This is a genomic window from Vibrio chagasii (genome assembly GCF_002954585.1).
GTDB classification, from domain to species: Bacteria; Pseudomonadota; Gammaproteobacteria; order Enterobacterales; family Vibrionaceae; genus Vibrio; species Vibrio chagasii_A.
In genome coordinates this window covers 2,096,206-2,119,472 of the sequence record NZ_MSCI01000002.1, presented here as the reverse complement: position 1 = coordinate 2,119,472, position 23,267 = coordinate 2,096,206, and the positions used below count along the sequence as shown (strand labels likewise).

General features: G+C 43.3%; 19 protein-coding genes. 7 read left to right on the top strand and 12 right to left on the bottom strand.

Annotated features, from left to right (window positions below; translation table 11 throughout):
* Nucleotides 1–1,155: 1,155 nt before the first annotated feature.
* Nucleotides 1,156–2,643 (bottom strand): dipeptide/tripeptide permease DtpA, encoded by a 1,488-nt coding sequence (gene dtpA / locus BTO10_RS17830; RefSeq protein WP_258100144.1) that lies wholly within the window; start codon nucleotides 2,641–2,643, stop codon nucleotides 1,156–1,158.
* 327 nt (nucleotides 2,644–2,970) lie between these two features.
* Here dtpA and rfaH point away from each other — a divergent pair, with 327 nt between their 5' ends.
* A complete protein-coding gene (gene rfaH, locus BTO10_RS17825; protein WP_004737887.1) occupies nucleotides 2,971–3,477 on the top strand; it encodes a transcription/translation regulatory transformer protein RfaH in 507 nt (168 codons plus the stop codon).
* A gap of 86 nt (nucleotides 3,478–3,563) precedes the next feature.
* On the opposite strand, the gene asnB is transcribed toward rfaH, so the two are convergent.
* The 4 genes from asnB to nagA form a co-directional block, all read right to left on the bottom strand.
* Complete coding sequence (gene asnB, locus BTO10_RS17820; protein WP_105025386.1) at nucleotides 3,564–5,234, bottom strand: asparagine synthase B; 1,671 nt, start codon at nucleotides 5,232–5,234, stop codon at nucleotides 3,564–3,566.
* A gap of 233 nt (nucleotides 5,235–5,467) precedes the next feature.
* Nucleotides 5,468–7,054, bottom strand: a complete 1,587-nt coding sequence (locus BTO10_RS17815; RefSeq protein ID WP_004737889.1) for a cation:proton antiporter family protein — start codon at nucleotides 7,052–7,054, stop codon at nucleotides 5,468–5,470.
* An 84-nt stretch (nucleotides 7,055–7,138) separates the two neighbouring features.
* The gene (nagC, locus tag BTO10_RS17810) at nucleotides 7,139–8,353 is read right to left on the bottom strand and encodes a DNA-binding transcriptional regulator NagC (RefSeq protein WP_004737891.1); all 1,215 of its coding nucleotides are present in this window, start codon (nucleotides 8,351–8,353) and stop codon (nucleotides 7,139–7,141) included.
* A gap of 2 nt (nucleotides 8,354–8,355) precedes the next feature.
* Nucleotides 8,356–9,492, bottom strand: a complete 1,137-nt coding sequence (nagA, locus tag BTO10_RS17805; protein WP_004737892.1) for an N-acetylglucosamine-6-phosphate deacetylase — start codon at nucleotides 9,490–9,492, stop codon at nucleotides 8,356–8,358.
* A 475-nt stretch (nucleotides 9,493–9,967) separates the two neighbouring features.
* On the opposite strand from nagA, the gene nagE reads away from it, so the two are divergent.
* Nucleotides 9,968–11,524 carry an N-acetylglucosamine-specific PTS transporter subunit IIBC gene (gene nagE, locus BTO10_RS17800; RefSeq protein ID WP_105025385.1) on the top strand — a complete coding sequence of 519 codons (1,557 nt, stop codon included), beginning with the start codon at nucleotides 9,968–9,970 and terminating at the stop codon, nucleotides 11,522–11,524.
* Between the two features lie 301 nt (nucleotides 11,525–11,825).
* On the top strand, nucleotides 11,826–13,493 hold the full coding sequence (glnS, locus tag BTO10_RS17795) for a glutamine--tRNA ligase (protein WP_105025384.1): 1,668 nt from the start codon (nucleotides 11,826–11,828) through the stop codon (nucleotides 13,491–13,493).
* 107 nt (nucleotides 13,494–13,600) lie between these two features.
* On the opposite strand, the gene BTO10_RS17790 is transcribed toward glnS, so the two are convergent.
* Together BTO10_RS17790 and fcrX are read right to left on the bottom strand one after the other, a co-directional pair.
* Nucleotides 13,601–14,230 carry a pilus assembly FimT family protein gene (locus BTO10_RS17790; RefSeq protein ID WP_105025383.1) on the bottom strand — a complete coding sequence of 210 codons (630 nt, stop codon included), beginning with the start codon at nucleotides 14,228–14,230 and terminating at the stop codon, nucleotides 13,601–13,603.
* A gap of 42 nt (nucleotides 14,231–14,272) precedes the next feature.
* Nucleotides 14,273–14,722 (bottom strand): ferric iron uptake transcriptional regulator FcrX, encoded by a 450-nt coding sequence (fcrX, locus tag BTO10_RS17785; RefSeq protein WP_004737897.1) that lies wholly within the window; start codon nucleotides 14,720–14,722, stop codon nucleotides 14,273–14,275.
* A 207-nt stretch (nucleotides 14,723–14,929) separates the two neighbouring features.
* On the opposite strand from fcrX, the gene BTO10_RS17780 reads away from it, so the two are divergent.
* Nucleotides 14,930–15,436, top strand: a complete 507-nt coding sequence (locus BTO10_RS17780) for a DUF4442 domain-containing protein (protein WP_004737898.1) — start codon at nucleotides 14,930–14,932, stop codon at nucleotides 15,434–15,436.
* Between the two features lie 110 nt (nucleotides 15,437–15,546).
* On the opposite strand, the gene fldA is transcribed toward BTO10_RS17780, so the two are convergent.
* The 3 genes from fldA to BTO10_RS17765 form a co-directional block, all read right to left on the bottom strand.
* Nucleotides 15,547–16,080: a flavodoxin FldA gene (gene fldA / locus BTO10_RS17775; RefSeq protein ID WP_004737899.1), complete on the bottom strand. Its 534-nt coding sequence runs from the start codon at nucleotides 16,078–16,080 to the stop codon at nucleotides 15,547–15,549.
* Between the two features lie 58 nt (nucleotides 16,081–16,138).
* Nucleotides 16,139–16,357 carry a DUF2788 domain-containing protein gene (locus tag BTO10_RS17770; RefSeq protein WP_004737900.1) on the bottom strand — a complete coding sequence of 73 codons (219 nt, stop codon included), beginning with the start codon at nucleotides 16,355–16,357 and terminating at the stop codon, nucleotides 16,139–16,141.
* 108 nt (nucleotides 16,358–16,465) lie between these two features.
* Complete coding sequence (locus BTO10_RS17765; protein WP_004737901.1) at nucleotides 16,466–17,227, bottom strand: alpha/beta fold hydrolase; 762 nt, start codon at nucleotides 17,225–17,227, stop codon at nucleotides 16,466–16,468.
* Between the two features lie 93 nt (nucleotides 17,228–17,320).
* Here BTO10_RS17765 and seqA point away from each other — a divergent pair, with 93 nt between their 5' ends.
* Both seqA and pgm read left to right on the top strand, forming a co-directional pair.
* Nucleotides 17,321–17,860 carry a replication initiation negative regulator SeqA gene (gene seqA / locus BTO10_RS17760; protein WP_004737903.1) on the top strand — a complete coding sequence of 180 codons (540 nt, stop codon included), beginning with the start codon at nucleotides 17,321–17,323 and terminating at the stop codon, nucleotides 17,858–17,860.
* Nucleotides 17,861–17,952: 92 nt separating this feature from the next.
* Nucleotides 17,953–19,599, top strand: coding sequence for a phosphoglucomutase (alpha-D-glucose-1,6-bisphosphate-dependent) (gene pgm / locus BTO10_RS17755; protein ID WP_004737904.1), 1,647 nt, complete (start codon nucleotides 17,953–17,955; stop codon nucleotides 19,597–19,599).
* Nucleotides 19,600–19,712: 113 nt separating this feature from the next.
* Here the strand turns inward: pgm and BTO10_RS17750 are convergent, their stop codons facing one another.
* Entirely contained in the window at nucleotides 19,713–20,471 is a 759-nt protein-coding gene (locus BTO10_RS17750; protein WP_032554070.1) for a DUF1853 family protein, read from the bottom strand.
* Between the two features lie 116 nt (nucleotides 20,472–20,587).
* Between BTO10_RS17750 and BTO10_RS17745 the strand changes: the two genes are divergently transcribed.
* The gene (locus tag BTO10_RS17745) at nucleotides 20,588–21,346 is read left to right on the top strand and encodes a Nif3-like dinuclear metal center hexameric protein (RefSeq protein ID WP_004737906.1); all 759 of its coding nucleotides are present in this window, start codon (nucleotides 20,588–20,590) and stop codon (nucleotides 21,344–21,346) included.
* A gap of 483 nt (nucleotides 21,347–21,829) precedes the next feature.
* Here the strand turns inward: BTO10_RS17745 and BTO10_RS17740 are convergent, their stop codons facing one another.
* Nucleotides 21,830–23,119, bottom strand: a complete 1,290-nt coding sequence (locus BTO10_RS17740) for a citrate synthase (protein WP_004737907.1) — start codon at nucleotides 23,117–23,119, stop codon at nucleotides 21,830–21,832.
* Nucleotides 23,120–23,267 lie beyond the last annotated feature (148 nt).

The window sequence follows — 23,267 nt, the reverse complement described above, 5'->3', positions numbered from 1 at the left end:
TAAAGGGTCATAGTTACAACGATATAGACAATGCGGGTCTCAAATAGTTGAACCCGCTTTTTTGTAGTTCATCGCGGATTCGCGGGAACTAAAAACAAAAACGGTAGTAAGTAATACGGTTTAGTTGCCAAACAAAAATCATACACAAACTACCATTTTCATGCTGAGCCATACTTTCCGCTCTTTACTCTGGGAAGGCATTAAAATAGTAAAACCTCATCATACAGCATCAATTATTCCCCTGACTCTTAAACCTAACTCTAAGATAAAGTGTCTTTGTAGTAACAAAGTCGAGACTATTCATGAGTATCAATGGCGTCATATAAAAGAGGTTGTGCCGTTTGGCGTGCTGCTTAAACGCGGCAAGTCAGGTGTCGTTACTGCGGCATAAAATAGAACCTCTATTTTGGTTAGAGCCTTATGTTCGTATAACGAAGCGCCTAAAGGTTATATAGATTAATCAATGCCTCTTCTATCATTAAGTATACCTCCCAGTTTACGAATGTTCGTTAGTACACCATTAAATAGATAGATAAACGCTGACTTAGACAAGTGGTCCCGCCAGTGAAATAGGAGGGGCTAAGCAACTCGTCATAGACGAGTTCGTAATATTTTTATGCCATTGAGGGTGCTAAGGCTCACCAAGTTATTTGGATAGGGTTAGGCCGAAGCCGTAAGGACATATGAGAGTTTTCGCACAGCTTGGAAAATATGGTAACAATATCGAAGCTATCGCAAGGTGGTGATAGAGTCAGAGTCGACCAAGTCAACAAATTCAAGCAAGTAAACAAGCGAGGCAATGGGATAAGCGCTCACGCATCGTGTTGTTAACAAATAGAGGCAACTTGATTGTACAGTAAATTGGCTATCTTACCGAGATATTGAATATCAATAAGGATTCAATCACCACTTATATACGCGAATCATAGCTTAAAGAGCTTTGGTACTGTGAATCAGAAGTGTATGTTAAAGGGCTCTGGGGAGAGTAGGTATAAGTACAACAGAGTGGAATTTAACCATTAAAAGAGTTTGCGCGAAAGCTAGTTTTTACCTTCACCGGATTATCGCATCGACTATCGAGATACATATTACTTATTCTTGAAGATAAAAAGCGGCTTTCCTTGGAAAGCCGCTATGAACCTTTTTTGTATTGGTTTACGCTTGAGCTGTGTTTAGTTCAGTCTCCTGATCTGTCTCACAGATTTTTGTTAACTTTGGAGCAATACAGAAAGTTAATACCGCAATAAGAGCTGTCACATAACCTATGTTGCTGAATACGTCTCCATATAGGTTGAGTGTTTGCACTGTTTCCGTCACACCTTCTGGAACTGAAGTAAGGCTCGCTACCCAACCAGCGACAACTGCGGCCGTCGCTGACGTTAAGAACCACATCCCCATTGCGAATCCCATCAATCTCTGAGGTACTAGTTGTGCGACCATCGCTAAACCTAAGCCTGAGACTAATAGTTCTCCTAGTGATTGGAATAGATAACTTACAATTAGCCAGTTTGAACTTACAATACCATTAATGTTTGCGAAGCTAACGCTCCAACCTAAAATTAAAAAAGAAAGGGCACATAGCACCATACCCATTGCAAATTTGAACGGCATTGATACTCGGTTGCCTAGTTTTCCATAAAGTATTGCCATAACAGGACTTGCAACCATGATCCAGAACGAGTTCAGTGCTTGAAATTGCTCTGGCTCTACAGGGAAACCAAGAATATCGTGACTAACATTGTGGATTGCAAAGAAGTTTAAAGATGTAGGCATCTGAAAATAGAGGACGAAGAAGACAACGCCTTGTAGCATCAAAACAAACGCTACTAGCATTTTACTTCTTTCTTGGCCTTTAATTTTTAGAGCTTCTTTGAAATACAAGGTAACGATACAGATACCAGCAATGACTAATATACCGTGAGCTAGTGTTAAGTTTTGCAATAGGTAACTACAGACGAAACTAGCAATAATTGAACCAAAGATTACTAATAGAAGCTTTGAAAGTACGACAGGCTTAAGGTCAGCTGGAGAGCCCACCCCTTTGACCATTTTTTTACAAGCTAAAAAATTAACGGCTGTAACAGCTAATCCTGAAGCACTCATACCAAAAGCCAGGCCATAGCCTACCTTTTCTGCAACGATCGGCGTCAGTATCATTGAAATTAGGCCACCTAAATTAATAGCCATGTAGTAGAGTGTAAAAGCGCCATCCAGTCTAGGGTCGTTCTCCGGATATACTTTCGCGAGTAAGCTAGATGGATTTGCTTTAAAAAGACCATTACCTACGGTAATGAAGCCCATTGCCAAGTAAATTAAATTTTTACCGCCCAAATGGCTGCTGGTGGTTGACATACCTAACAGTATATAACCCACCATCATAATTATTGCACCTAGAGTAATAGCTCGTTTAGTACCTATTATTTTATCGCCGATCCATCCACCCACAGCCATAAATCCATAAAGCAAAGCAGAAAAAGCTCCAAATAGGACAAAAGAGTCTGATTCAGCTAACCCCATTACTTTTACTAAATATACGGTTAGAATGGCTTGCATTCCATAGAAGCCGAATCGCTCCCAGAATTCAATTGAGAATATTAAATAAAAGGGTTTGGGTTGCTTGAGTATGTTCAAGTCAGACATAATTGATGTTTCCTGTTGTGTTAATGCTCTTTATAGGCGCGGTCTTATTAACCATTAGTTTTTTTATTTATGCTGAGCAGAAAAAATAATGCCCGTAATGTATACACATCAGTGATGATGTTTACAAATGGAAGTTTTTTTAAAAAAAAAGCACAAAGATTTTTAGGTTGTTGATAAGGTTGTTGTTTTTAGGTGATTTTGCTTTACTTTTCTCATCTGAAAACTAAAATTTCAAATTTGACGTAATTCTTTGCGTTATGTGGCGTTCTTTGCTATTCATCAACCAAATACTGAGAGGTCAAGTACAGCACTTGTTAAAGGATTAGTGAAATGAAACGATGGTATTTACTCTACTGTAAGCGTGGCGATCAAAAACGCGCTCAGCAGCATTTAGAGAATCAAGGGGTAGAGTGCTTTTACCCACAAATAGAAGTCGAAAAAGTAGTGAGAGGGAAAGAAAAAGTGGTCAAAGAGCCGCTGTTCCCTTCATACGTTTTTGTTCGATTTGATTATGAACAAGGGCCAAGCTTTACGACCGTTCGTTCAACACGCGGCGTAGTGGACTTCATTAAGTTTGGAGCGTTACCACATGAAGTACAAGGCGACTTGGTTTTTGAGCTCAAAGAACTTGAGAAGCATTGCAGCAATGACGTTGAAGATTGCTGTGTTGAATTTGAATCTGGTCAAGTTGTGAAAATTAATAGCGGTCAGTTTGCTGGTATTGAGGCGATTTTCCACCAGAAAGACGGTGAGGCTCGTTCTATCATGTTAGTGAAGATGATCAGTCAGGTGGTGCCAGTCAGTATTGAAAACGAGGCACTACAAGCACACGCTTAACTTTGTGATAAGAATTATTACATCTAGGATTAAAATAAAAAGGCGCATAATGCGCCTTTTTTAGTATTTCGAATTTGCCTGAGCGTTTACGCGTTGTAAGCGTCGTTGTGAACCGCTTGAACCGCACGACCTGATGGGTCTACACAGTTTTGGAACGACTCATCCCACTCAATGGCTTTCGCTGATGAACAAGCGACAGATGGACCGCCCGGTACACACTCCGCTGCAGATTCTAGCGGGAACAACTCTTCAAAGATTTCGCGGTAAGCGTAGCCTTCTTTAGTTGTTGGCGTGTTGTATGGGAAACGGAATTGAGCCGTTTCCATTTGTTTATCCGTAACTTTCGCTTCAGCGGTTGCTTTCAATGTATCAATCCAGTCGTAGCCAACACCATCAGAGAACTGCTCTTTTTGACGCCATGCAATTGAATCCGGTAAGTAGTGTTCAAAACACTCACGTAGGATGTGTTTCTCCATCTTACCGTTACCACACATCTTGTCTTCTGGGTTTAAGCGCATTGCCACATCGATGAACTCTTTGTCCAAGAATGGTACACGGCCTTCTACGCCCCATGCTGCCAGTGATTTGTTCGCACGAGCACAGTCAAACATGTTCAGAGCTAGCAGTTTACGTACCGTTTCTTCATGGAATTCTTTTGCGTTTGGCGCTTTGTGGAAGTACAAGTAACCACCAAAGATCTCATCAGCACCTTCGCCAGACAGTACCATTTTGATACCCATTGCTTTGATCTTACGAGCAAGTAGGTACATTGGCGTAGACGCGCGAATGGTCGTTACATCGTAGGTTTCGATGTGGTAGATAACGTCACGGATTGCATCCAAACCTTCTTGAATGGTGTATGTCATCTCGTGGTGAACGGTACCGATCTTGTCTGCCACTTCACGAGCAGCGATAAGATCAGGTGCACCTTCTAGACCAACCGCAAATGAGTGCAGTTGTGGCCACCAAGCTTCAGACTGCTCATCATCTTCAATACGCATTGCCGCAAAGCGTTTCGCGACTGCAGAAGTGATTGAAGAATCTAGACCACCAGACAGAAGTACACCGTAAGGTACGTCAGTCATTAGTTGACGTTTAACGGCTGCTTCTAGTGCTTCCGTTAGGTCTTCCTTGCTTGTGCTGTTGCCTTGCACTGCTGCGTATTCGTTCCAATCGCGAACATAGTAACGTTGCGGCTCTGCATCTTTTGAAGAGTAGAAGCTACCTGGAGGGAACTCGCTAATTGTTTTACATACAGGAACTAGTGCTTTCATTTCAGAAGCAACATAGTAGTTACCGTGTTCATCGTAGCCTTGGTAAAGCGGGATGATACCGATATGGTCGCGGCCTACTAGGTATTCGTCTTTTTCTTCATCGTATAAAACGAATGCGAAGATACCGTTTAGCTCTTCTAGCAGGTCTGCGCCCATTTCTTGGTATAGCGCTAGGATAACTTCACAGTCAGAGTCTGTCTGGAACTGGTACTTATCTTCATAGCGAGCACGAAGTTCTTTGTGGTTATAGATTTCGCCGTTTACCGCAAGAATGTGCTTCTTGTCTTGGCTGTATAGCGGCTGAGCGCCACTATTTAGACCAACGATAGCTAAACGCTCGTGAGCAAGGATTGCTTTGTCACTAGCATAGATGCCAGACCAATCTGGTCCACGGTGACGAAGCTTTTTAGACATTTCTAAAGCGATAGGGCGAAGTGCTGCGGCATCACTTTTTATGTCGAGAATGCCAAATACTGAACACATAGAACTTCCTTTTAAATAATTTCTAAATCAACTGTATTCAATTTGCCATTCTGGCTAAAAAAAGCAACCGGAAGTGAGCAAAAAAATAATATAAAGGGTGTTATGTTAGAAATTATTTAACTAATTCTTTATTTTGGTGTTTGATATCTAAATGCAGTCTGTTTTTTGAACGAAAACCCCTCAAAAGTGCGAAAATTCACAGTCTTGAGAGGTTTTGTTAAAGGAGGTTTGGGCTAGATTTTATTGATGTTTGGGTTTAATTGTTCACAAACGTGGCGAGCAAAACCACTACCGGCTTCGCTATAGATGTTAAACGCCGCATCAACACCATTTTCTTTCAAAGTATCGAGTTGATCTGGATACTCAGCGATAGCCGCAATCTGCCCTTTAAAGTTACGAGACTTTAATTGCTCCAAAGCGGTTTGATTACCTTGGTGATGGGGCATAGCTAAGATAACCAGTTTTACATTTGCGGTATCAAGAATACGCTCCCAGAAGTCTGGGTCGGTCGCGTCGCCAGAAATCACGTTTCTACCGTGGCTTCTATGGGTATGTGCGGCTTCTTCACGAACTTCGACACCCAAACTTACCTTGCCGTAGCGTGAACGTAATTCGTCATAAGCACCGGTACCAATTCGTCCCATACCAAGAATAAGTACTTGAGCACGACCTGGGTCTATTCGTTTATCACGTTGATGAAGCTTTTCTGCTGCATGCTCTTTTAACCATTTACCGGATTGTTGGTAAAGCTTGTGGCCTGCACGGTTTAGAGGTGCTGCAACTAGGAAAGAGAGTGATACTGCAATCGCGACGGCAACCAAGATATCACCAGACATCCAGCCCATCTTAAAGGCAAGGCCACCAACGATTAAGCCAAATTCACTGTAGTTGAACAGTGATAGTGAAGCGAGCAACGAAGTTCGAACGCGGAACTTGAAGCGATTAAGTACCAAGAAGTAAAGCACGCCCTTCACTGGTAACAGCAACAAGAACAGTACCGCTAGCATAAAACCTTGAATGGTTGGCTGTTCTGATAAGCCAATATTTAAGAAGAAACAGACAAGGAACAGCTCTTTAAGGTTAAACAGGGATTTTGATAGCTCTGAAGCTTTTCGATGACCCGCGAGCAACATACCTAGGATAAGAGCTCCTAAGTCTGGCTTCATACCCACCAATTGGAAGAGTCCAGCACCGACAACCAAAGCGAAGAAAATGCCGAATAGGACTAACATTTCACCGTGGCCAACCCAATCTAGCACTTTGTAAAACAGTGGGCGCAGGAATGGCAATGCAAATAGAGCAATCGCGTACCATTCAGGCAGCTTGCCTGTTGAAGCGGTAAGAAAGACGACGGCGAAAATATCTTGCATGACTAAGATACCAATCGCCAAGGTGCCGTAGGTGGCATTCATCTCCCCTTTCTCTTGCAGAGACTTTACCGCAAATACGGTACTGGAGAATGATAGGGCGAAGCCGAGTAGAACAATCTGCTCGATTGACATAGCTGCCAGTGACGAAATGCCAAGGAACTTAAAACCAAATAGGGCGACGGCAAAAAACAGAGTGGATAAAAGATTATGTATTGTGGCGCCGGCCCAGATCTCTTTTGAGAGCAGGGTTTTGATATCTAGCTTTAAGCCGATGGTGAATAGGAGCAGGGTGACACCGAGGTCAGCCAAGGTAATGATGGTCTCATTGGTTTCGAAACCAAAGGCAAAAAGCCCAAATCCCGCAACCAAAAAGCCAACCAGTGGGGGAAGGTGACACTTTAAAGCAATAAATCCTGCGATAAACGCAGTGGATATTAATATAAGTTCCATAACTTGTTGTTGTAGTTCCCTAGCTTAAAAAAACGGGCCGTGTTTTTACAAACACGGCCCGCGGAAAATCAGAATTATTGTTCTTTAATCTTCAAGTAGCTTCTGCAGTAACACACCATTGAGCATGGCGCGCTTGATCATAGCAAAAGCTCCCATCGTAGGATGTTTATCGATCTGTGATGCTACAATAGGCAGGCCGCTATGGAAAGTCGTTAGCGACTGATTCTCTACATTGCGCTTAATTGCAGGGAAAACAATCTCTTGTGCCTTAGTAATATCACCAGCGATGATCACTTTTTGAGGGTTAAATAGGTTGATCGTCATCGCGATCGCTTTACCTAACTGGTTTCCTACTCGAACCAAGCTCTGCTTAGCTAATTCGTCGCCATTCATTGCGTGGTCGCAAACGTCTTGAATAGTAATACGCTCAAGCTCGGTTAAAGAAGACTCATAGCCTTGTTTAATCAGTTTTTGCACGCGCTCAACGATTGCAGGGTTTGCCGCTACCGTTTCAAGACAACCAAAGTTACCACATTGGCACTGTTCACCAAGTGGATCGATTTGGATATGACCGATTTCACCGACGTTACGGTTATGACCTAAGAAAACCTGACCGTTAACGATAATACCTGCACCAGTACCGCGGTGAACACTCACTAAGATAGAGTCTTGGCTGTCTTGGCTCGCGCCAAAGTAGTGTTCAGCTAGTGCCATTCCGCGAACATCGTTACCAACAAAACAAGCGACATGGAATGTGTCGCGAATAATGTCGCTTAATGCAAGATTATCGATGTCTGTATTTGGCATGTACTCAACGACACCCGTCGTCGGGTTCACTAAGCCTGGAAGGGTCACGCCAATCGCAATCAGCTGATCGATTTTCGGCTGGTGTTCAGCGATGAAGGTCTTAAGCGTATTGACCAAGCCTTGAGTAAGGTCTGACTGATCTGAATAGTTAAGGTCTTGCTGTTGGAAAGCCAATTCACGGCCACCAAGGTCGAGAAGGCTAACTTGAATGTAGTCTCGCCCTAAGCGCACAGCGATAGAGTGAAAAGGCTCTACTTCTGTGGTTAGAGAGATAGCGCGTCTACCGCCAGTAGACGCTTGCTGTGCGACCTCTTTAATTAGGCCGCGCTCTAATAGTTGGCGGGTAATTTTTGTAACACTTGCCGGTGCGAGTTGGCTTACATCAGCCACTTGTATACGACTGATAGGCCCTTGTTGGTCTATAAGTCGGTATACCGCCGCACTGTTTAGTTGTTTAACTAAGTCTACGTTACCTATTTGTCCGCCATTCATACTTAATTGTGCTCGTATTGTCCATTAACAACAGTCGCTTTAACGTTAAAGTCTCGGTCAAATACAGCTAGGTTTGCAACCATGCCTTTCTTGATTCGACCTAGCTTGCTTTCTACACCGATAGCTGTAGCTGGGTATAGTGTAGCCATGCGAAGAGCTTCGTCTAAAGCGATACCAGCGTGCTCAACTGTGTTCTGAACTGCTTCAATCATAGTCAGAGCTGAGCCGCCCAGTGTGCCGTTTTCATCAACACACTTACCATCTCGGTAATATACTTTCTTACCGACAAAAATAAAGTATTCCATGTCAGCACCTGCAGGAGCTGTGGCATCCGTCACTAATACTAACTTTTCTCCCTTGACTTTATGCGCAATTCTGATGTTTGCGTAATCAACGTGGAAACCGTCGGCGATGATGCCGGCGTACACCTCAGGTGTATCGTAGATAGCGCCAACCACACCAGGTTCACGACCAACCATAGGTGTCATTGCATTGAATAAGTGTGTTGCGAATGTAATGCCAGATTCGAAACCTTGGCGTGCTTCTGCATAAGTTGCGTTGGTATGACCGATAGAAACGACAACACCAGCTTTGTGTAGACGTTCGATATGCTCTGGGTCGTTCAGCTCAGGAGCTAGTGTTACTTTCGCAACAAGGTCACTGTTCTCACAGATAAGCTCAATCATCTCGCTGTCAGACTTACGAATATGATCAACGCTGTGAATGCCTTTTTTCGCAACGTTTAGGTATGGACCTTCAAGGTGAAGACCTAAAGATTGGTTCTGGTATTGGTTATGGTATTCACGAGCTGCTGTGATAACTGCACGCATGTCTTCATCTGAAGAAGTAATCAGAGTAGGCAAGAAGCTTGTACAGCCTGATTTTAGGTTTGCTTTGTGCATGATCTGCATTGTTTCTGCAGTGATTTCATCGTTCAGCATCACGCCACCACAACCATTCAGTTGTAGGTCAATGAAACCCGGGCTTAGGTTTGCACCGTCTAGGTCACGAACCTCGATACCTTCTGGTAATTCAGAGATAGGGCAGACTTTTTTGATCAGTTCGTTTTCGATTACTACAGCATGATCGGTTAGAACATCACTACCAGTGTAAATTTTACAGTTACTTAGCGCGTACATAGTCAGCTAATCCTTATTTCGTCAGATCTTTTAAATTCGTTCGTTACCTAAATGTTGACTTAGTTTGCGAACATCATTTACGTAACGATTTAACTTTTATGGGCAAACGGCTTCAAAGTGGGAAGCGATTTTAAGTGTTTGAAAAACATGTGAACAATTCATTGTTTTTATGGGTTTGGGTTAAAAATATCAGTAAGTTAGCTAGCTTTTAATGCCGAAAATAACTCACTTTTGACCCATTAGTTAGATTTGGATTTTATCTATAAATGTTCATTTTTTTGAATGATAAAATAAGTTTTATGATCTCGCTAGCAAAAACCTCTGGATTTGGTGAAAACTGGTGATTACGATCACAAATGATAAGGTTTTAATTTGCGGAGCAAAATTAATTGAATACACTGAATAGGACTAAATTGAGCGACTAAAATAAGTTTCTCAAACGAATTCTAAAAAATCCTATAGGGGGAAACAACTGGTGAATATTCTAGGATATGCACAGAAGCTAGGTAAGGCGTTAATGCTACCTATCGCAACGCTTCCGATTGCGGCGCTTCTATTACGTTTAGGTCAAGGCGATCTACTTGATATTCCATTTATGGCGCAAGCCGGTGGTGCTATCTTCAGTAACCTACCATTGCTATTTGGTCTAGGTATCGCTATTGGTCTTTCTAAAGACGGTAACGGCGCAGCAGGTCTTGCTGGTGCAGTTGCTTACTTCGTTCTAACGGCGACAGCAACAACAATTAACGCTGACGTTAACATGTCTTTCTTCGGCGGTATCTTCGCAGGTATCATCGCAGGTCACTCTTACAACGCTTTCCATGCTACACGCCTTCCTGAGTGGCTGGCATTCTTCGCTGGTAAACGTTTAGTACCAATCATGGCTGGTCTATTTGCACTTGTTGCAGGTGCTGTGTCTGGTGTGGTTTGGCCTGGTGTTCAATCTGGTCTAGACGCACTGGCTCACGCAGTATCAACGTCTGGCGCTATTGGTCAATTCGTTTACGGTACTCTTAACCGTGCACTTATCCCTGTAGGTCTACACCACGTATTGAACTCGTACTTCTGGTTCGGTATGGGTACATGTCAAGAAATCATCGTTGCTGGTCAAGGCGCATTCGCTAACATCACTCAACTTTGTGTTGACCCATCACTAGCTAAAACTCTAGTTGTTGGCCAAGAGCATACATTCACATTCGCTAACTCTGTAACTCCAGAAATCACTACTGTTGTTAAAGAAGTAACTGACACTGTTAAATCAGGCGACCTACACCGTTTCTTCGGTGGCGATAAAGGCGCTGGCGTATTCATGAACGGTTTCTTCCCAGTAATGATGTTCGGTTTACCAGGTGCTGCACTTGCAATGTACCTAGCAGCTCCTGCTGAAAAACGTAGTCAAGTTGGTGGTGCACTATTCTCAGTAGCATTCTGTTCATTCCTAACAGGTATCACAGAGCCGCTAGAATTCATGTTCGTATTCCTAGCTCCTGCTCTATACGCAATGCACGCTGTATTCACTGGTCTGTCTCTAGTTGTTGCTAACATGTTTGGTACTTTGCACGGTTTCGGTTTCTCTGCTGGTCTTATCGACTTCGTATTGAACTGGGGTCTAGCAACTAAACCTCTAGTACTTCTAGCAATCGGCCTTGGTTTCGGTGCTCTATACTTCTTCACTTTCTCTTTCGCAATCCGCGCTTTCAACCTGAAATCGCCTGGTCGTGAAGATGATGAAGCTGCAGCGACTCCAGCTGGCGAGGCTCCAAAAGGCGACCTTGCACGTCAATACCTAAAAGCTCTAGGTGGTCACGAGAACCTAACTTCAATCGACGCTTGTATCACACGTCTACGTCTAACTCTTAAAGACCGCTCTGTTGCTGACGAAGCAGTTCTTAAGAAACTAGGTGCTAAAGGTGTTGTTAAGCTAGGTGAAAACAACCTACAAGTTATCCTAGGCCCTCTTGCTGAAATCGTAGCTGGCGAAATGAAAGCTATCGGTGCAGGTGAAGACCTATCTGATGTAAAACTTCCATAGTAAGGAAGTACTTAACTGAGCAGTAATTAATACTCTCAAGTAAGTGTCAAATTGAAAGCCTCCCATCTGGGGGGCTTTTTTGTATCGGCATCTTGAGGATAAGTGAGAAGGTTCGTTCTATTCTTCATCGAATAGCAGAAATATTCGCAATAAACTGATGGTTCTTATTGTGTAAAGCCTAAGAATTGTGGATGATTAGCAACAATGATCTTTCTATCCTAGGCTTGAGTTAAAAGCGCTGTTTCTAGAACAGAAAGAAGAATTTTTCTCTGACAATACTAAATACATAGAGGTGCTATAGATGAGTGAAGCTGAGGCTCGTCCATCGAATTTCATTCGCCAAATTATCGATAAAGATTTAGCGGATGGTACACACACTAGCGTGCATACTCGTTTCCCGCCGGAGCCAAATGGTTACCTGCACATCGGTCACGCTAAATCTATTTGCTTGAATTTTGGTATTGCTCAGGACTACCAGGGACAGTGTAATCTTCGTTTCGACGATACAAACCCTGAAAAAGAAGACGTTGAATACGTTGAGTCAATTAAGAATGATGTAAGCTGGTTAGGCTTCGAATGGTCTGGTGACATTTGTTACTCATCAAACTACTTCGATACGCTTTACGCTTATGCTGTGGAATTAATTAATAAAGGCTTAGCGTACGTTGACGAGCTAAGTCCTGAGCAGATCCGCGAATACCGAGGCACGCTAAAAGAGCCTGGTAAAGCAAGTCCATACCGCGACCGCAGCCCTGAAGAAAACCTAGCGCTATTTGAAAAAATGCGTGACGGTGGCTTTGAAGAAGGTAAAGCGTGTCTACGTGCTAAGATCGACATGAGCTCGTCATTCATGGTAATGCGCGATCCTGTTATCTACCGTGTTCGTTTTGCTCACCACCATCAGACCGGTGACAAATGGTGCATTTATCCAATGTACGATTTCACTCACTGTATCTCTGATGCGCTGGAAGGTATTACGCACTCTATCTGTACTCTTGAATTCCAAGACAACCGTCGTTTGTACGATTGGGTTCTAGATAACATTACGATCGATTGCCAACCTCGTCAGTACGAGTTCAGCCGTCTGAATCTAGAATACACAGTGATGTCTAAGCGTAAGCTAAACCAGCTTGTGGTTGAAAACTTAGTTCAAGGTTGGGATGACCCACGTATGCCAACTATCTCTGGTTTGCGTCGTCGTGGTTTCACTTCTGCATCTATTCGTGAATTCTGTAAGCGTATCGGTGTGACTAAACAAGAGAACATGATTGAGTTCGGCTCACTAGAGTCTTGTATCCGTGATGACTTGAACGAAAATGCACCACGTGCAATGGCTGTTCTAGATCCGGTTAAGATCGTGATTGAAAACTACGATGCAGACAAAGTAGAAACACTAACTGTTGCTAACCACCCGAACAAACCTGAAATGGGCACTCGTGAAGTACCGTTTACTCGTGAAGTTTGGATCGAGCGTGATGACTTCCGTGAAGAAGCAAACAAGAAGTACAAGCGTTTGGTTCTAGGTAAAGAAGTTCGTCTACGTGGTGCTTATGTAATTAAAGCAGAGCGTATCGAGAAAGATGCAGAAGGCAACATTACAACTATCTTCTGTTCTTACGATGACGAAACGCTAGGTAAGAACCCAGCAGATGGCCGCAAAGTGAAGGGTGTTATCCACTGGGTATCTGCTGATAAAGCACTGCCAGCTGAGATTCGTCTATACGACCGTCTATTTACTGTGGCAAACCCTGCTGCTGCGGATGATTTCGCTGCAACGATCAACCCAGAGTCTCTGGTTAAGTTGAACGGTTTTGTTGAGCCTAGCCTAGCGGAAGCCGCTGCAGAGCAAGGTTTCCAATTTGAGCGTACAGGTTACTTCTGTGTTGATTCAAAAGACTCTAAAGCATATGCGTTGGTATTCAATCGTACGGTTGGCCTACGTGATACTTGGGGTAAAGCTGAAGCATAATTGCTAACGCTAACAAGCTATCTAATAAAAACCGGCCGAGTGCCGGTTTTTTTGTGACTGTATATCCTGCTTATGGGGAGTAACGATAGATTGCTGATGATGTGTTCTCAGATATCGTCAGGTCGAGAATTGGTGATTTCTCCAGTGCGAGAGTTGTACCAAAACACGTATTCCGCTCTGTCTGGATTTCTGTGGTGACCCTCTGCAGTATAGATGTAGTAGCAAAGTGCTTGAGCGGTCTCTGAGCCGCCCTCTTTAGTTAAAAAGGTTAGGTTTTGGCGGCGTGAGACAAAATCGAATCCATCAAAATTATCTCTATCTGTTGTGACGGTTAGATCGGTATTCATGATCGCGTCCCAAATAGCGACACACCCTTGATGACCTTTACCTATATTGTAGGGAGCGCCCATCGGAGAGTTTTTATCAACGCCTAAAGGGTAGCCTTCATCATTCATATCCAATTGAGGGTTGCCGTTGGCATCTTCTCCAAAGCCTGGTAGGTCGTTCATTTCTGAATTACCGCTGCCATTCACAAGCCATTTGCTGTGAGCAAACGTAATCGCACTTTGAAACTGAGACTGAGCACCATTGAAAATAGCAATTCGGCTATCACTTTGCAGATTTAAAAAGCGAGGAAGTGCAACAACAGAAAGCACGGTTATGATCACAATCACAACCAGTAGCTCTATCAAGGTAAATGCTTTTATATGCGGTCGCTTTCTGTATGAGTCGTTCATGATAGCTATAAATAAAAAACGCTGACCGAAGTCAGCGTTTTTTTAATTTTTCGGTTTGTGCGCGTCTGGGTTACCTTTGCAATCACCCGTCATGCTTTTACCGTAAAGGTATAAACTGTGGTTCGTTAGCTGAACGTTGTAACGCTTCGCTATCTCTTTTTGTCTCTCCTCGATGATGTCATCAGAGAACTCGATAACTTCGCCACAATCTAGACATACTAGGTGATCGTGGTGGTGCTGTGTTGAAAGTTCGAATACAGACTTACCGCCTTCAAAATGGTGGCGAGTTACAATGCCAGCGTCATCGAATTGGTTTAATACTCGATAAACGGTCGCAAGCCCGATCTCTTCACCTAAGTCGATCAGCTTTTTATATAAATCTTCAGCACTAATATGTTGGCAGTCTGGTTGTTGTAATACTTCTAAAATTTTGAGCCTTGGGAGGGTCACTTTAAGACCAGCATCTTTTAGCGCTTGATTATTGTCTGACATATACTTTCCTGTTGATGATCTGCAGCAATTAACAGAATTCAATATTAATACCATTATAGTTTAGTCAGGCATAACAATAAACCACGAACTTCAAAGGGTTACTAATCAACATCACAATCTGTTTTGTAAATTGGAAGTATCTCACTTATAGTGGAGGTAAGACCAGTTAAGGTGGCGGTAATTCTAATATGAACACGGAATGTTGTTATGAATAAGCAACTTGCAAAAATATACAAACCAAACATCGTAAAATTCGCTCTTAATATCTGGCCTCCATTTTGGGGAGCGGGGATAAAGATAGCCCATATTAGTTCGGATTTTAGGGTAGTAAAAACAGTGCTTAAGTTGCGCTGGTGGAACAAAAATGCCAATCGTACTCAGTATGGCGGTAGCATATTTTCCCTCACGGATCCTGTTTACTCATTGATGTTAATGGGAATTTTAGGTGAAAGGTATTATGTGTGGGATAAAGAGGCGAGCATTAACTTCATCAAACCTGGTCAGTCAGATCTGTATGCAGACTTTGAAATAAGCCAAGGTCAGCTTGATGAGATTTACCGTCAGACTCAACTTGGTGAGAAGTGTTTTCCCGAGTTTATTATCTATGTCAAAGATAAACAGGGTAATGTGGTCTCAGAAATTCAGCGTACGCTGTATGTCAGAAAGAAGCCACAATTCAGAGATGATGACGAAGCACTGGAAGCAGAGTGCTAATTTAGACAAACAGATCTTACATAGACAAATAGAAAAAAACCTCCAATTAGGAGGTTTTTTCATATCTAGAGAGTTGTCACTAGTTGTAACAATGGGCAACTGCTAGAGAACTAGTCTTCAAGCTCTGCTAGGCACATCTCTTCGTGGATTTGTTTAACCCAGTTAGATACACGCTCATCAGTTAGCTCTGGTTGACGGTCTTCATCGATACATAGACCAACGAATTGGCTGTCATCGCCTTCAACTAGACCTTTCGATGCTTCGAACTCGTAGCCTTCAGTAGAAGTGTAACCTAGGATAGTACCGCCTTTTGCTTCAACGATGTCACGGATAGTACCCATAGCATCACAGAAGTATTCTGCGTAATCTTCTTGGTCACCACAACCAAAGATAGCAACAAGCTTAGTTGAGAAATCAATAGCTTCTAGCTCTGGGAAGAAATCATCCCAATCACATTGTGCTTCGCCGTAGTACCACGTAGGGATACCAAGCAGCAGTAGATCGAAGTTATCGATATCTTCTTTGCTGCTTTTTGCAATGTCTTGAACGTGAACGAGCTGTTTGCTCAATTGCTTTTGAATCATCTTAGCAACAGCTTCAGTGTTACCTGTATCGCTACCAAAGAAGAGACCTACACTTGCCATAGAATCATTACCTTTCATTTTGTCTGTTGTCGGTGTAATAAAGTTCGGAGGGGAATCGTTAGATCCCGGTTCCTTCCCAGCTTAGTTGGATTATCCCTTTGGCGATAAAACCTGCACAGCCAAGGAAAAGTACTAACCACACAATGCGACGACCAAATGGAGGAACATTTCCTTGCTTGAGAACGTCCTTAATAGCCATACCGATCAAAAAGAAAATCGCGGCAAATAGGAGATCTAAACCAACAGATTCAATGATGTTCATGTAGTCGTAAAGCATGGGAACCTTATATACCAATTTTGCTTGGGCGCACTATATCACTGTTGCGAGATAAAGTTAATGTGCAGTGATTACTCAGCTCTCATTTATCTGCATGAAAAAGCGCACTTAAGCGATGAATTTTCGAATTGCTCTCAGTACTTCAGCTGGCTTTTCTGCGTGTAGCCAGTGGCCCGTATTCGCAATGACGTGAGCCTTTGCGTTAGAAAATTGCTGTTGGACCGCAGTTTGGTGCTCAGCCGTGAGGTAGTCAGAATCCCCACCTTTTATTAGCAAGGTTTTGACTGAAGTTTTGTCGATCGGTTCCCAACCAATGATGTGTGCATAGTTGGCGAGCAGTGATGCGACGTTAAAGCGCCACTCCATAATGCCTTTTTCTGACTTAAACAGTGATTTTGTTAAGAACTGGCGAACACCGTCTATTTCGATATGTTTGGCGAGTACTTTAAGAGCTTCGGTACGAGATACTGGCTTTTCTTCAATGACAGCTTGTAGGCCGGCGAATACGTTGTCGTGGCGGCTTTGGGTGTAAGCGACCGGTGCCATGTCCAATACAATCAGTTTGCGCAGCTCTATATGTTGGGTAAGCGCCATTGCAACTTTGCCGCCCATCGAGTGACCAATGACAGTAACATCATTCAGCTCGAGATCTTTCAACAGCTGAGCGACATCTTGTGCCATCGCTTGGTAATTATGAGTTTCACTGTGGAAGGATTGTCCGTGGTTACGAAGATCGATACTCAGTACCTGATGATCGACTTTTAGATCCCTGGCCAGCAAGCCTAGGTTGTCCAGATTACCGAATAATCCATGGATCAAAACTATGGTGTGACCCTCACCTTCGATTTTATAGTTGAGCTGTACTGACATTTTTATCTTATTCATGGTGGGTTTGACGTAGAGTATCCGCGCGGATCTCGCTATAATCCCCCTGAGTTTAAACATTGAGATTGTGAAAAGCGAATGAAAACAATTGAGGTTGATGAGGACCTATACCGTTTTATTGCGGGTCAGACAGAACGTATTGGCGAAAGCGCTTCAGATATTCTGCGCCGCTTGTTACAGGTGGATAGCCAAGGCATGGCTCCGATCGAAGAGATCGTAGAGCCGAAAGGTATCGTTGTTAGCAAAGAGGTAGGCTTTACTCCAGAGAAGTTCGATGGCGTTAAAGAAATGCGCTCACTACTAATATCAGATGAGTTTGCGTCACTAAAGAAAGCCATTGATCGTTTCATGTTGGTGTTATCAACACTGCACAAAATCGACCCTGAAAGCTTTTCAGAAGCAACTCAAGTAAAAGGCCGTAAGCGTGTTTACTTTGCAGATAACGAAGCGACGTTGTTAGCAAATGGCAACACGACTAAGCCTAAAGCCATTCCACAAAGTCCTTTTTGGGTTATTACAAATAATAATACTAGCCGTAAAAGACAGATGGTTGAGCAGCTTATGAGCCGCATGAATTTCCAAGCAGAATTGATCGAAAAAGTAACAGGTTCAATTTAACGAAATCTGATTTAAACCTCATAATATCCATGGATAAGAAGATATTATGAGGTTTTTTTGTTTTTAAATTTTATATATAAGGATGTCGAAAAATGGCTATGCACCCTCGTGCTGGGCAAAAAGCTCAGCAGGAAGATCTTCATAATATTCCGGCTTTAGTGGCTAACTATTTCTTACAGCAACCGGATGCGACTAACCCAGATCACAAAGTACTGTTCGGTACTTCAGGTCACCGTGGTACTGCTGACAAATCAACATTTAACGAAAACCACATTCTAGCGATTGCACAAGCAGTGGCTGAAGTGCGTGCTGAGCAAGGTACAACAGGTCCACTTTTCTTGGGTAAAGATACGCACGCACTATCTGAACCTGCGTTTTCTACGGTAATTGAAGTACTTGTAGCGAACGGTGTTGAAGTTATTATTCAAGAAAACAATGGCTTCACTCCAACACCTGGTATCTCGCACGCGATTCTTACGCACAACCTAGTGAATGACAAAAAAGCCGACGGCATTGTTATCACACCTTCACACAACCCACCTCAAGACGGCGGTATCAAATACAACCCGACACACGGTGGCCCTGCTGAAGCGGAACTAACGCAAGCTATTGAAGATCGTGCGAACGTTATTATTTCTGAGCAAATGCAAGGCGTTAAACGTACACCTATTGCACAGGCTAAACAGTCTGAATTAGTGAAAGAAGTCGACCTAGTTGCTCCATACGTTGCTGATTTAGTTAACGTTGTTGATATGGAAGCTATCCAGAAAGCGAACATCAAAATTGGTGTTGATCCTCTGGGCGGAAGCGGCATCGATTACTGGCGTCAAATTGGTAAAGCGTACAACTTAGACCTTACTTTGGTAAGTGAAGCGGTTGACCCTTCTTTCCAATTCATGTCTCTAGATAAAGATGGCGTGGTTCGTATGGACTGTTCTTCGCCATACGCAATGGCAGGCTTGCTTGCGCTTAAAGATGAGTACGCACTAGCGTTTGGTAACGACCCTGATTACGATCGTCACGGCATTGTTACGCCTAAAGGCCTAATGAACCCTAACCACTTCCTAGCGGTTTGTATCGACTACCTATACCGTCACCGTGAAGGTTGGGGTGAAGATGTTGCAGTTGGTAAAACTTTGGTATCAAGTGCATTGATCGACCGTGTTGTAGCAGACTTAGGTCGCGAACTTTGTGAAGTACCAGTTGGGTTCAAATGGTTCGTTGATGGCCTATACAACGGTCAGTTTGGCTTCGGTGGTGAAGAGAGTGCGGGTGCTTCTTTCTTACGCAAAGATGGTACGCCTTGGTCAACAGATAAAGATGGCCTAATTCTTTGCCTATTGGCGGCAGAGATCACTGCGGTAACTGGTAAGAATCCACAAGAGTACTACGAAGAGCTAGCTGCTAAGCACGGCGAATCTAAGTACAACCGTATTCAAGCGGTAGCAAATGGTGCACAAAAAGATGTGCTTAAAAAGCTATCTCCAGAGATGGTATCTGCTGAAACACTTGCCGGTGATGCGATTACTGCTCGCTTGACGCATGCTCCAGGTAATGGTGCAGCAATCGGTGGTCTTAAAGTGACCACTGAGAACGGTTGGTTTGCTGCTCGCCCATCTGGTACGGAAGACATCTACAAAATCTACTGTGAGAGCTTTAAAGGTGAAGAACACCTAAAAGCGATTGAAGCAGAAGCTCAAGAGATTGTTAACCAAGTATTTGCTGCTGCAGGTCTATAATCGAATACGATTCATAGAGTTATAAAGCAAATAGTGGAAGGGTTGATGTGAAAGCATCAGCCCTTTTTACTTAGTCGGATTGTGAATAAGAAAAGAAGGGTAAACTAGAGCGTCTAACCATGTGGCCAACTTTGTGGCATCACAAACCAGAATTGACCAGACTTAGTTTGCCCGTGAACAAAGCGGTCACCAAATTCGGTGATAGGTTCACCGCTGAAATCATCCGTTCCTGCGGCCCATTGCTCTTTGCTTAGAGGATAGAGTGTTTCGGTGATCCGGTGAGCCTGATTTTGATAGCACCAAAATCCGTTTACCTGGCTTGGGTTAATGTCGTATCCCAAACACTCCGTAGGTACGTTTTGTTCTAGAAATGGGTTGGTATAGAGGCGACCTTGCATCAACAGATGTTTTGAGTCGACATCGATCTCCGGGTACTGCTCAACAAAGGCGACTGAAGATGACATACCAAGCTGGTGGCTGAGCATTCTATCGAGCTTCTTATCTAATTGGTCATGAGAATTTGGACCAAACCATGTTTGCTCGTGAAGGAGGTAAAACTTAATTGCCACTTCCCAGTGTTCTAATTTTTGGTTGCTTGTTTCTTCTAGGATAAAGTCGATTGCCCCGAGTGTTCGTCCCTCAACATTAATCTGGATCTCATCGTGCTTAATCGAATAATTATCCGAAGTGGTGATGACTTGTTCACATAGGTGTTGGTAGAGGAAGCCTAATCTAGGGTTTCCATCATAAGTATGTGCATCGTCGAGCTTTTGGTGGTTTGAGAACACAGTGAGATCAGAAATTGGCGGTTTGATTTTTAGTAGCGGTGGCGAGCTAATCACCCATTGGTAAAAGCGTTGCAGTTCGGTCATCGGTTCCTCGTAAACTTCAGTCATCTGTTCTCTAGGTAACAGAATGGAAGGGCTTTCGACATTCTACCCGTAAATTGATATAACGACGTTATTATAAAGGTAAGCTGGAAATAAAAATGAATAACTTACAATTAGAAAAGCTACTTAACGAAAAACTGCAGCCACAGCAGATTAAAGATTACTGCCCAAATGGTCTTCAAGTAGAAGGTACTGCTGAGATAAAGCGCATCGTTACTGGTGTGACGGCTTCACAAGCTTTGATCAATAAAGCGGTTGAGCTAAAGGCTGACGCTTTGTTAGTTCACCATGGTTTCTTTTGGAAAGGTGAGCAGGAAGCGATTCGTGGTATGAAAGGTAAGCGTATTCGTACGTTGATCAAAAACGATATCAATTTATTGGGCTACCACCTTCCTCTTGATATTCACCCTAAGCTTGGTAACAACGCAAAATTGGCAGAGTTACTTGAGATCGATGTTGAAGGTGGTTTGGAAGGGCACCCTCAGTCTGTCGCTATGTTCGGTAGATTGAAGACACCAATGACTGGTGCTGAGTTTGCAGCAAAGATTGATCAAGTGCTGAATCGAAAGCCGCTACACATTGCTCCTGAGAACGCCGATAAAATGATTGAAACAGTAGGTTGGTGTACTGGCGGTGGTCAAGACTACATTGAGCTTGCTGCTTCTCAAGGTATTGATGCATTTATCTCTGGCGAAATTTCCGAGCGAACAACTTACTCGGCTCGTGAGCAAGATATCCATTATTTTGCTGCGGGTCACCATGCCACAGAGCGCTACGGTGTTAAAGCACTAGGTGAATGGTTAGCAAAAGAGCACGGCTTGGATGTCGAGTTTATCGATATCGACAACCCTGTTTAAGAATAGGTGCGGGATTAGGGGTTCGAGTAGAGAGTGTCCCTTAAACCTTTGAGGAGCTTCGTAAGTTTCTATATACGCTTCGTGAGATCCCCAACTCACTCGTCGCTCGCTCTTGGGGATGACGGCATAGTTTGTTCCTATAGTCATTCCAAGGAAATGGTAGGGAATTTCTCTGGACTAATCTACTCGTTGAATGAGATCCCCGACTCGCTCGTCCCTCGTTCTTGAAGATGACGAGCAGCTATAAATTTGTATCCGTCGATGTCATGCGCGAGTCAGAACGTTAAAGGGTCATATCCGAATCCGTCATTCCCTAGACTGACGAAGGAGGGAGTAGGGAATCTCTTTGGGCTGTCTACTCGTTGAATGAGATCCCCAACTCACTCGTTCCTCGTTCTTGAGGACGACGGAGTTGCGAGCATATAAAAGAAAAGGGTTGATGCGAAAGCATTAACCCTTTTTAACAATATACTTTAATCGCAATTATTCACGTTCGTGAAGTGCTTTAAAGTCACGTTGCTCTTCACCAGTGTATAGCTGACGTGGACGACCGATACGGTTTGTTGGGTCGCTGTGCATTTCGTTCCAGTGTGCAATCCAACCGATAGTACGAGACATCGCGAAGATTACTGTAAACATAGACACTGGAATGCCGATAGCTTTCAGAATGATACCTGAGTAGAAGTCTACGTTCGGGTATAGCTTCTTAGACACAAAGTATTCATCAGAAAGAGCGATACGCTCAAGTTCCATTGCTACGTCAAGTAGTGGATCTTGGATGTTTAGCTCTTTAAGTACTTCGTGACACGCTTCGCGCATTACTGTTGCACGTGGATCGTAGTTCTTGTAAACGCGGTGACCGAAGCCCATCAAACGGAATGGGTCATCTTTGTCTTTCGCTTTTGCAACATACTCTTCAATGTTATCTACGCTACCGATCTCTTCAAGCATACGTAGACATGCTTCGTTTGCACCACCGTGAGCTGGGCCCCAAAGTGACGCGATACCTGCTGCGATACAAGCAAACGGGTTAGCACCAGATGAACCAGATAAACGTACTGTAGATGTAGAAGCGTTTTGTTCGTGGTCTGCGTGTAGGGTGAAAATCTTATCCATTGCACGAGCTACGATAGGGTTTACTTCGTACTCTTCACATGGGTTTGCAAACATCATGTGTAGGAAGTTTTCAGCGTAGCTTAGGTCGTTGCGTGGGTAGATAAACGGCTGACCAATAGAATATTTGTAACACATTGCTGCCAGTGTTGGCATTTTTGAAATTAGACGGTAAGCCGCAATTTCACGGTGTGTATCGTTGTTGATATCAAGTGAGTCGTGGTAGAACGCTGCTAGAGCGCCTACTACACCACACATTACAGCCATAGGGTGAGCATCACGACGGAAGCCGTGGAAGAAACTAGCAATTTGCTCGTGTACCATAGTGTGACGTGTCACGGTAGTCTTGAACTTTTCGTATTCAGCTCGAGATGGGGCTTCACCGTAAAGAAGTATGTAACATACTTCTAAGTAATCAGCGTTATTGGCAAGTTGGTCAATTGGATAACCACGGTGTAAAAGGATACCTTTACCACCGTCAATAAAAGTGATTTGAGACTCACAAGATGCAGTGGCAAGAAAACCAGGGTCAAAAGTGAAAAAACCATTAGAACCTAGTGTACGAACATCGATCACTGGAGTACCTAGTACACCTTCTGTAATCGGCAGCTCGATTGGCGCTTGACCTTCAATGTGAAGGGTAGCTTTCTTATCCGCCATAACAATCTCCTTTGTTTATTATTTAATCCGTCCAGGATGTTTATGAGCCATTTTTTTACTGGTCTTACGTGGGAAAGTCAATTTTTCTGCAGCTTTGTGTGCACTTGTTAGTATTTTTCACATTAAATTCGTTAAAAATCTGGTCTGT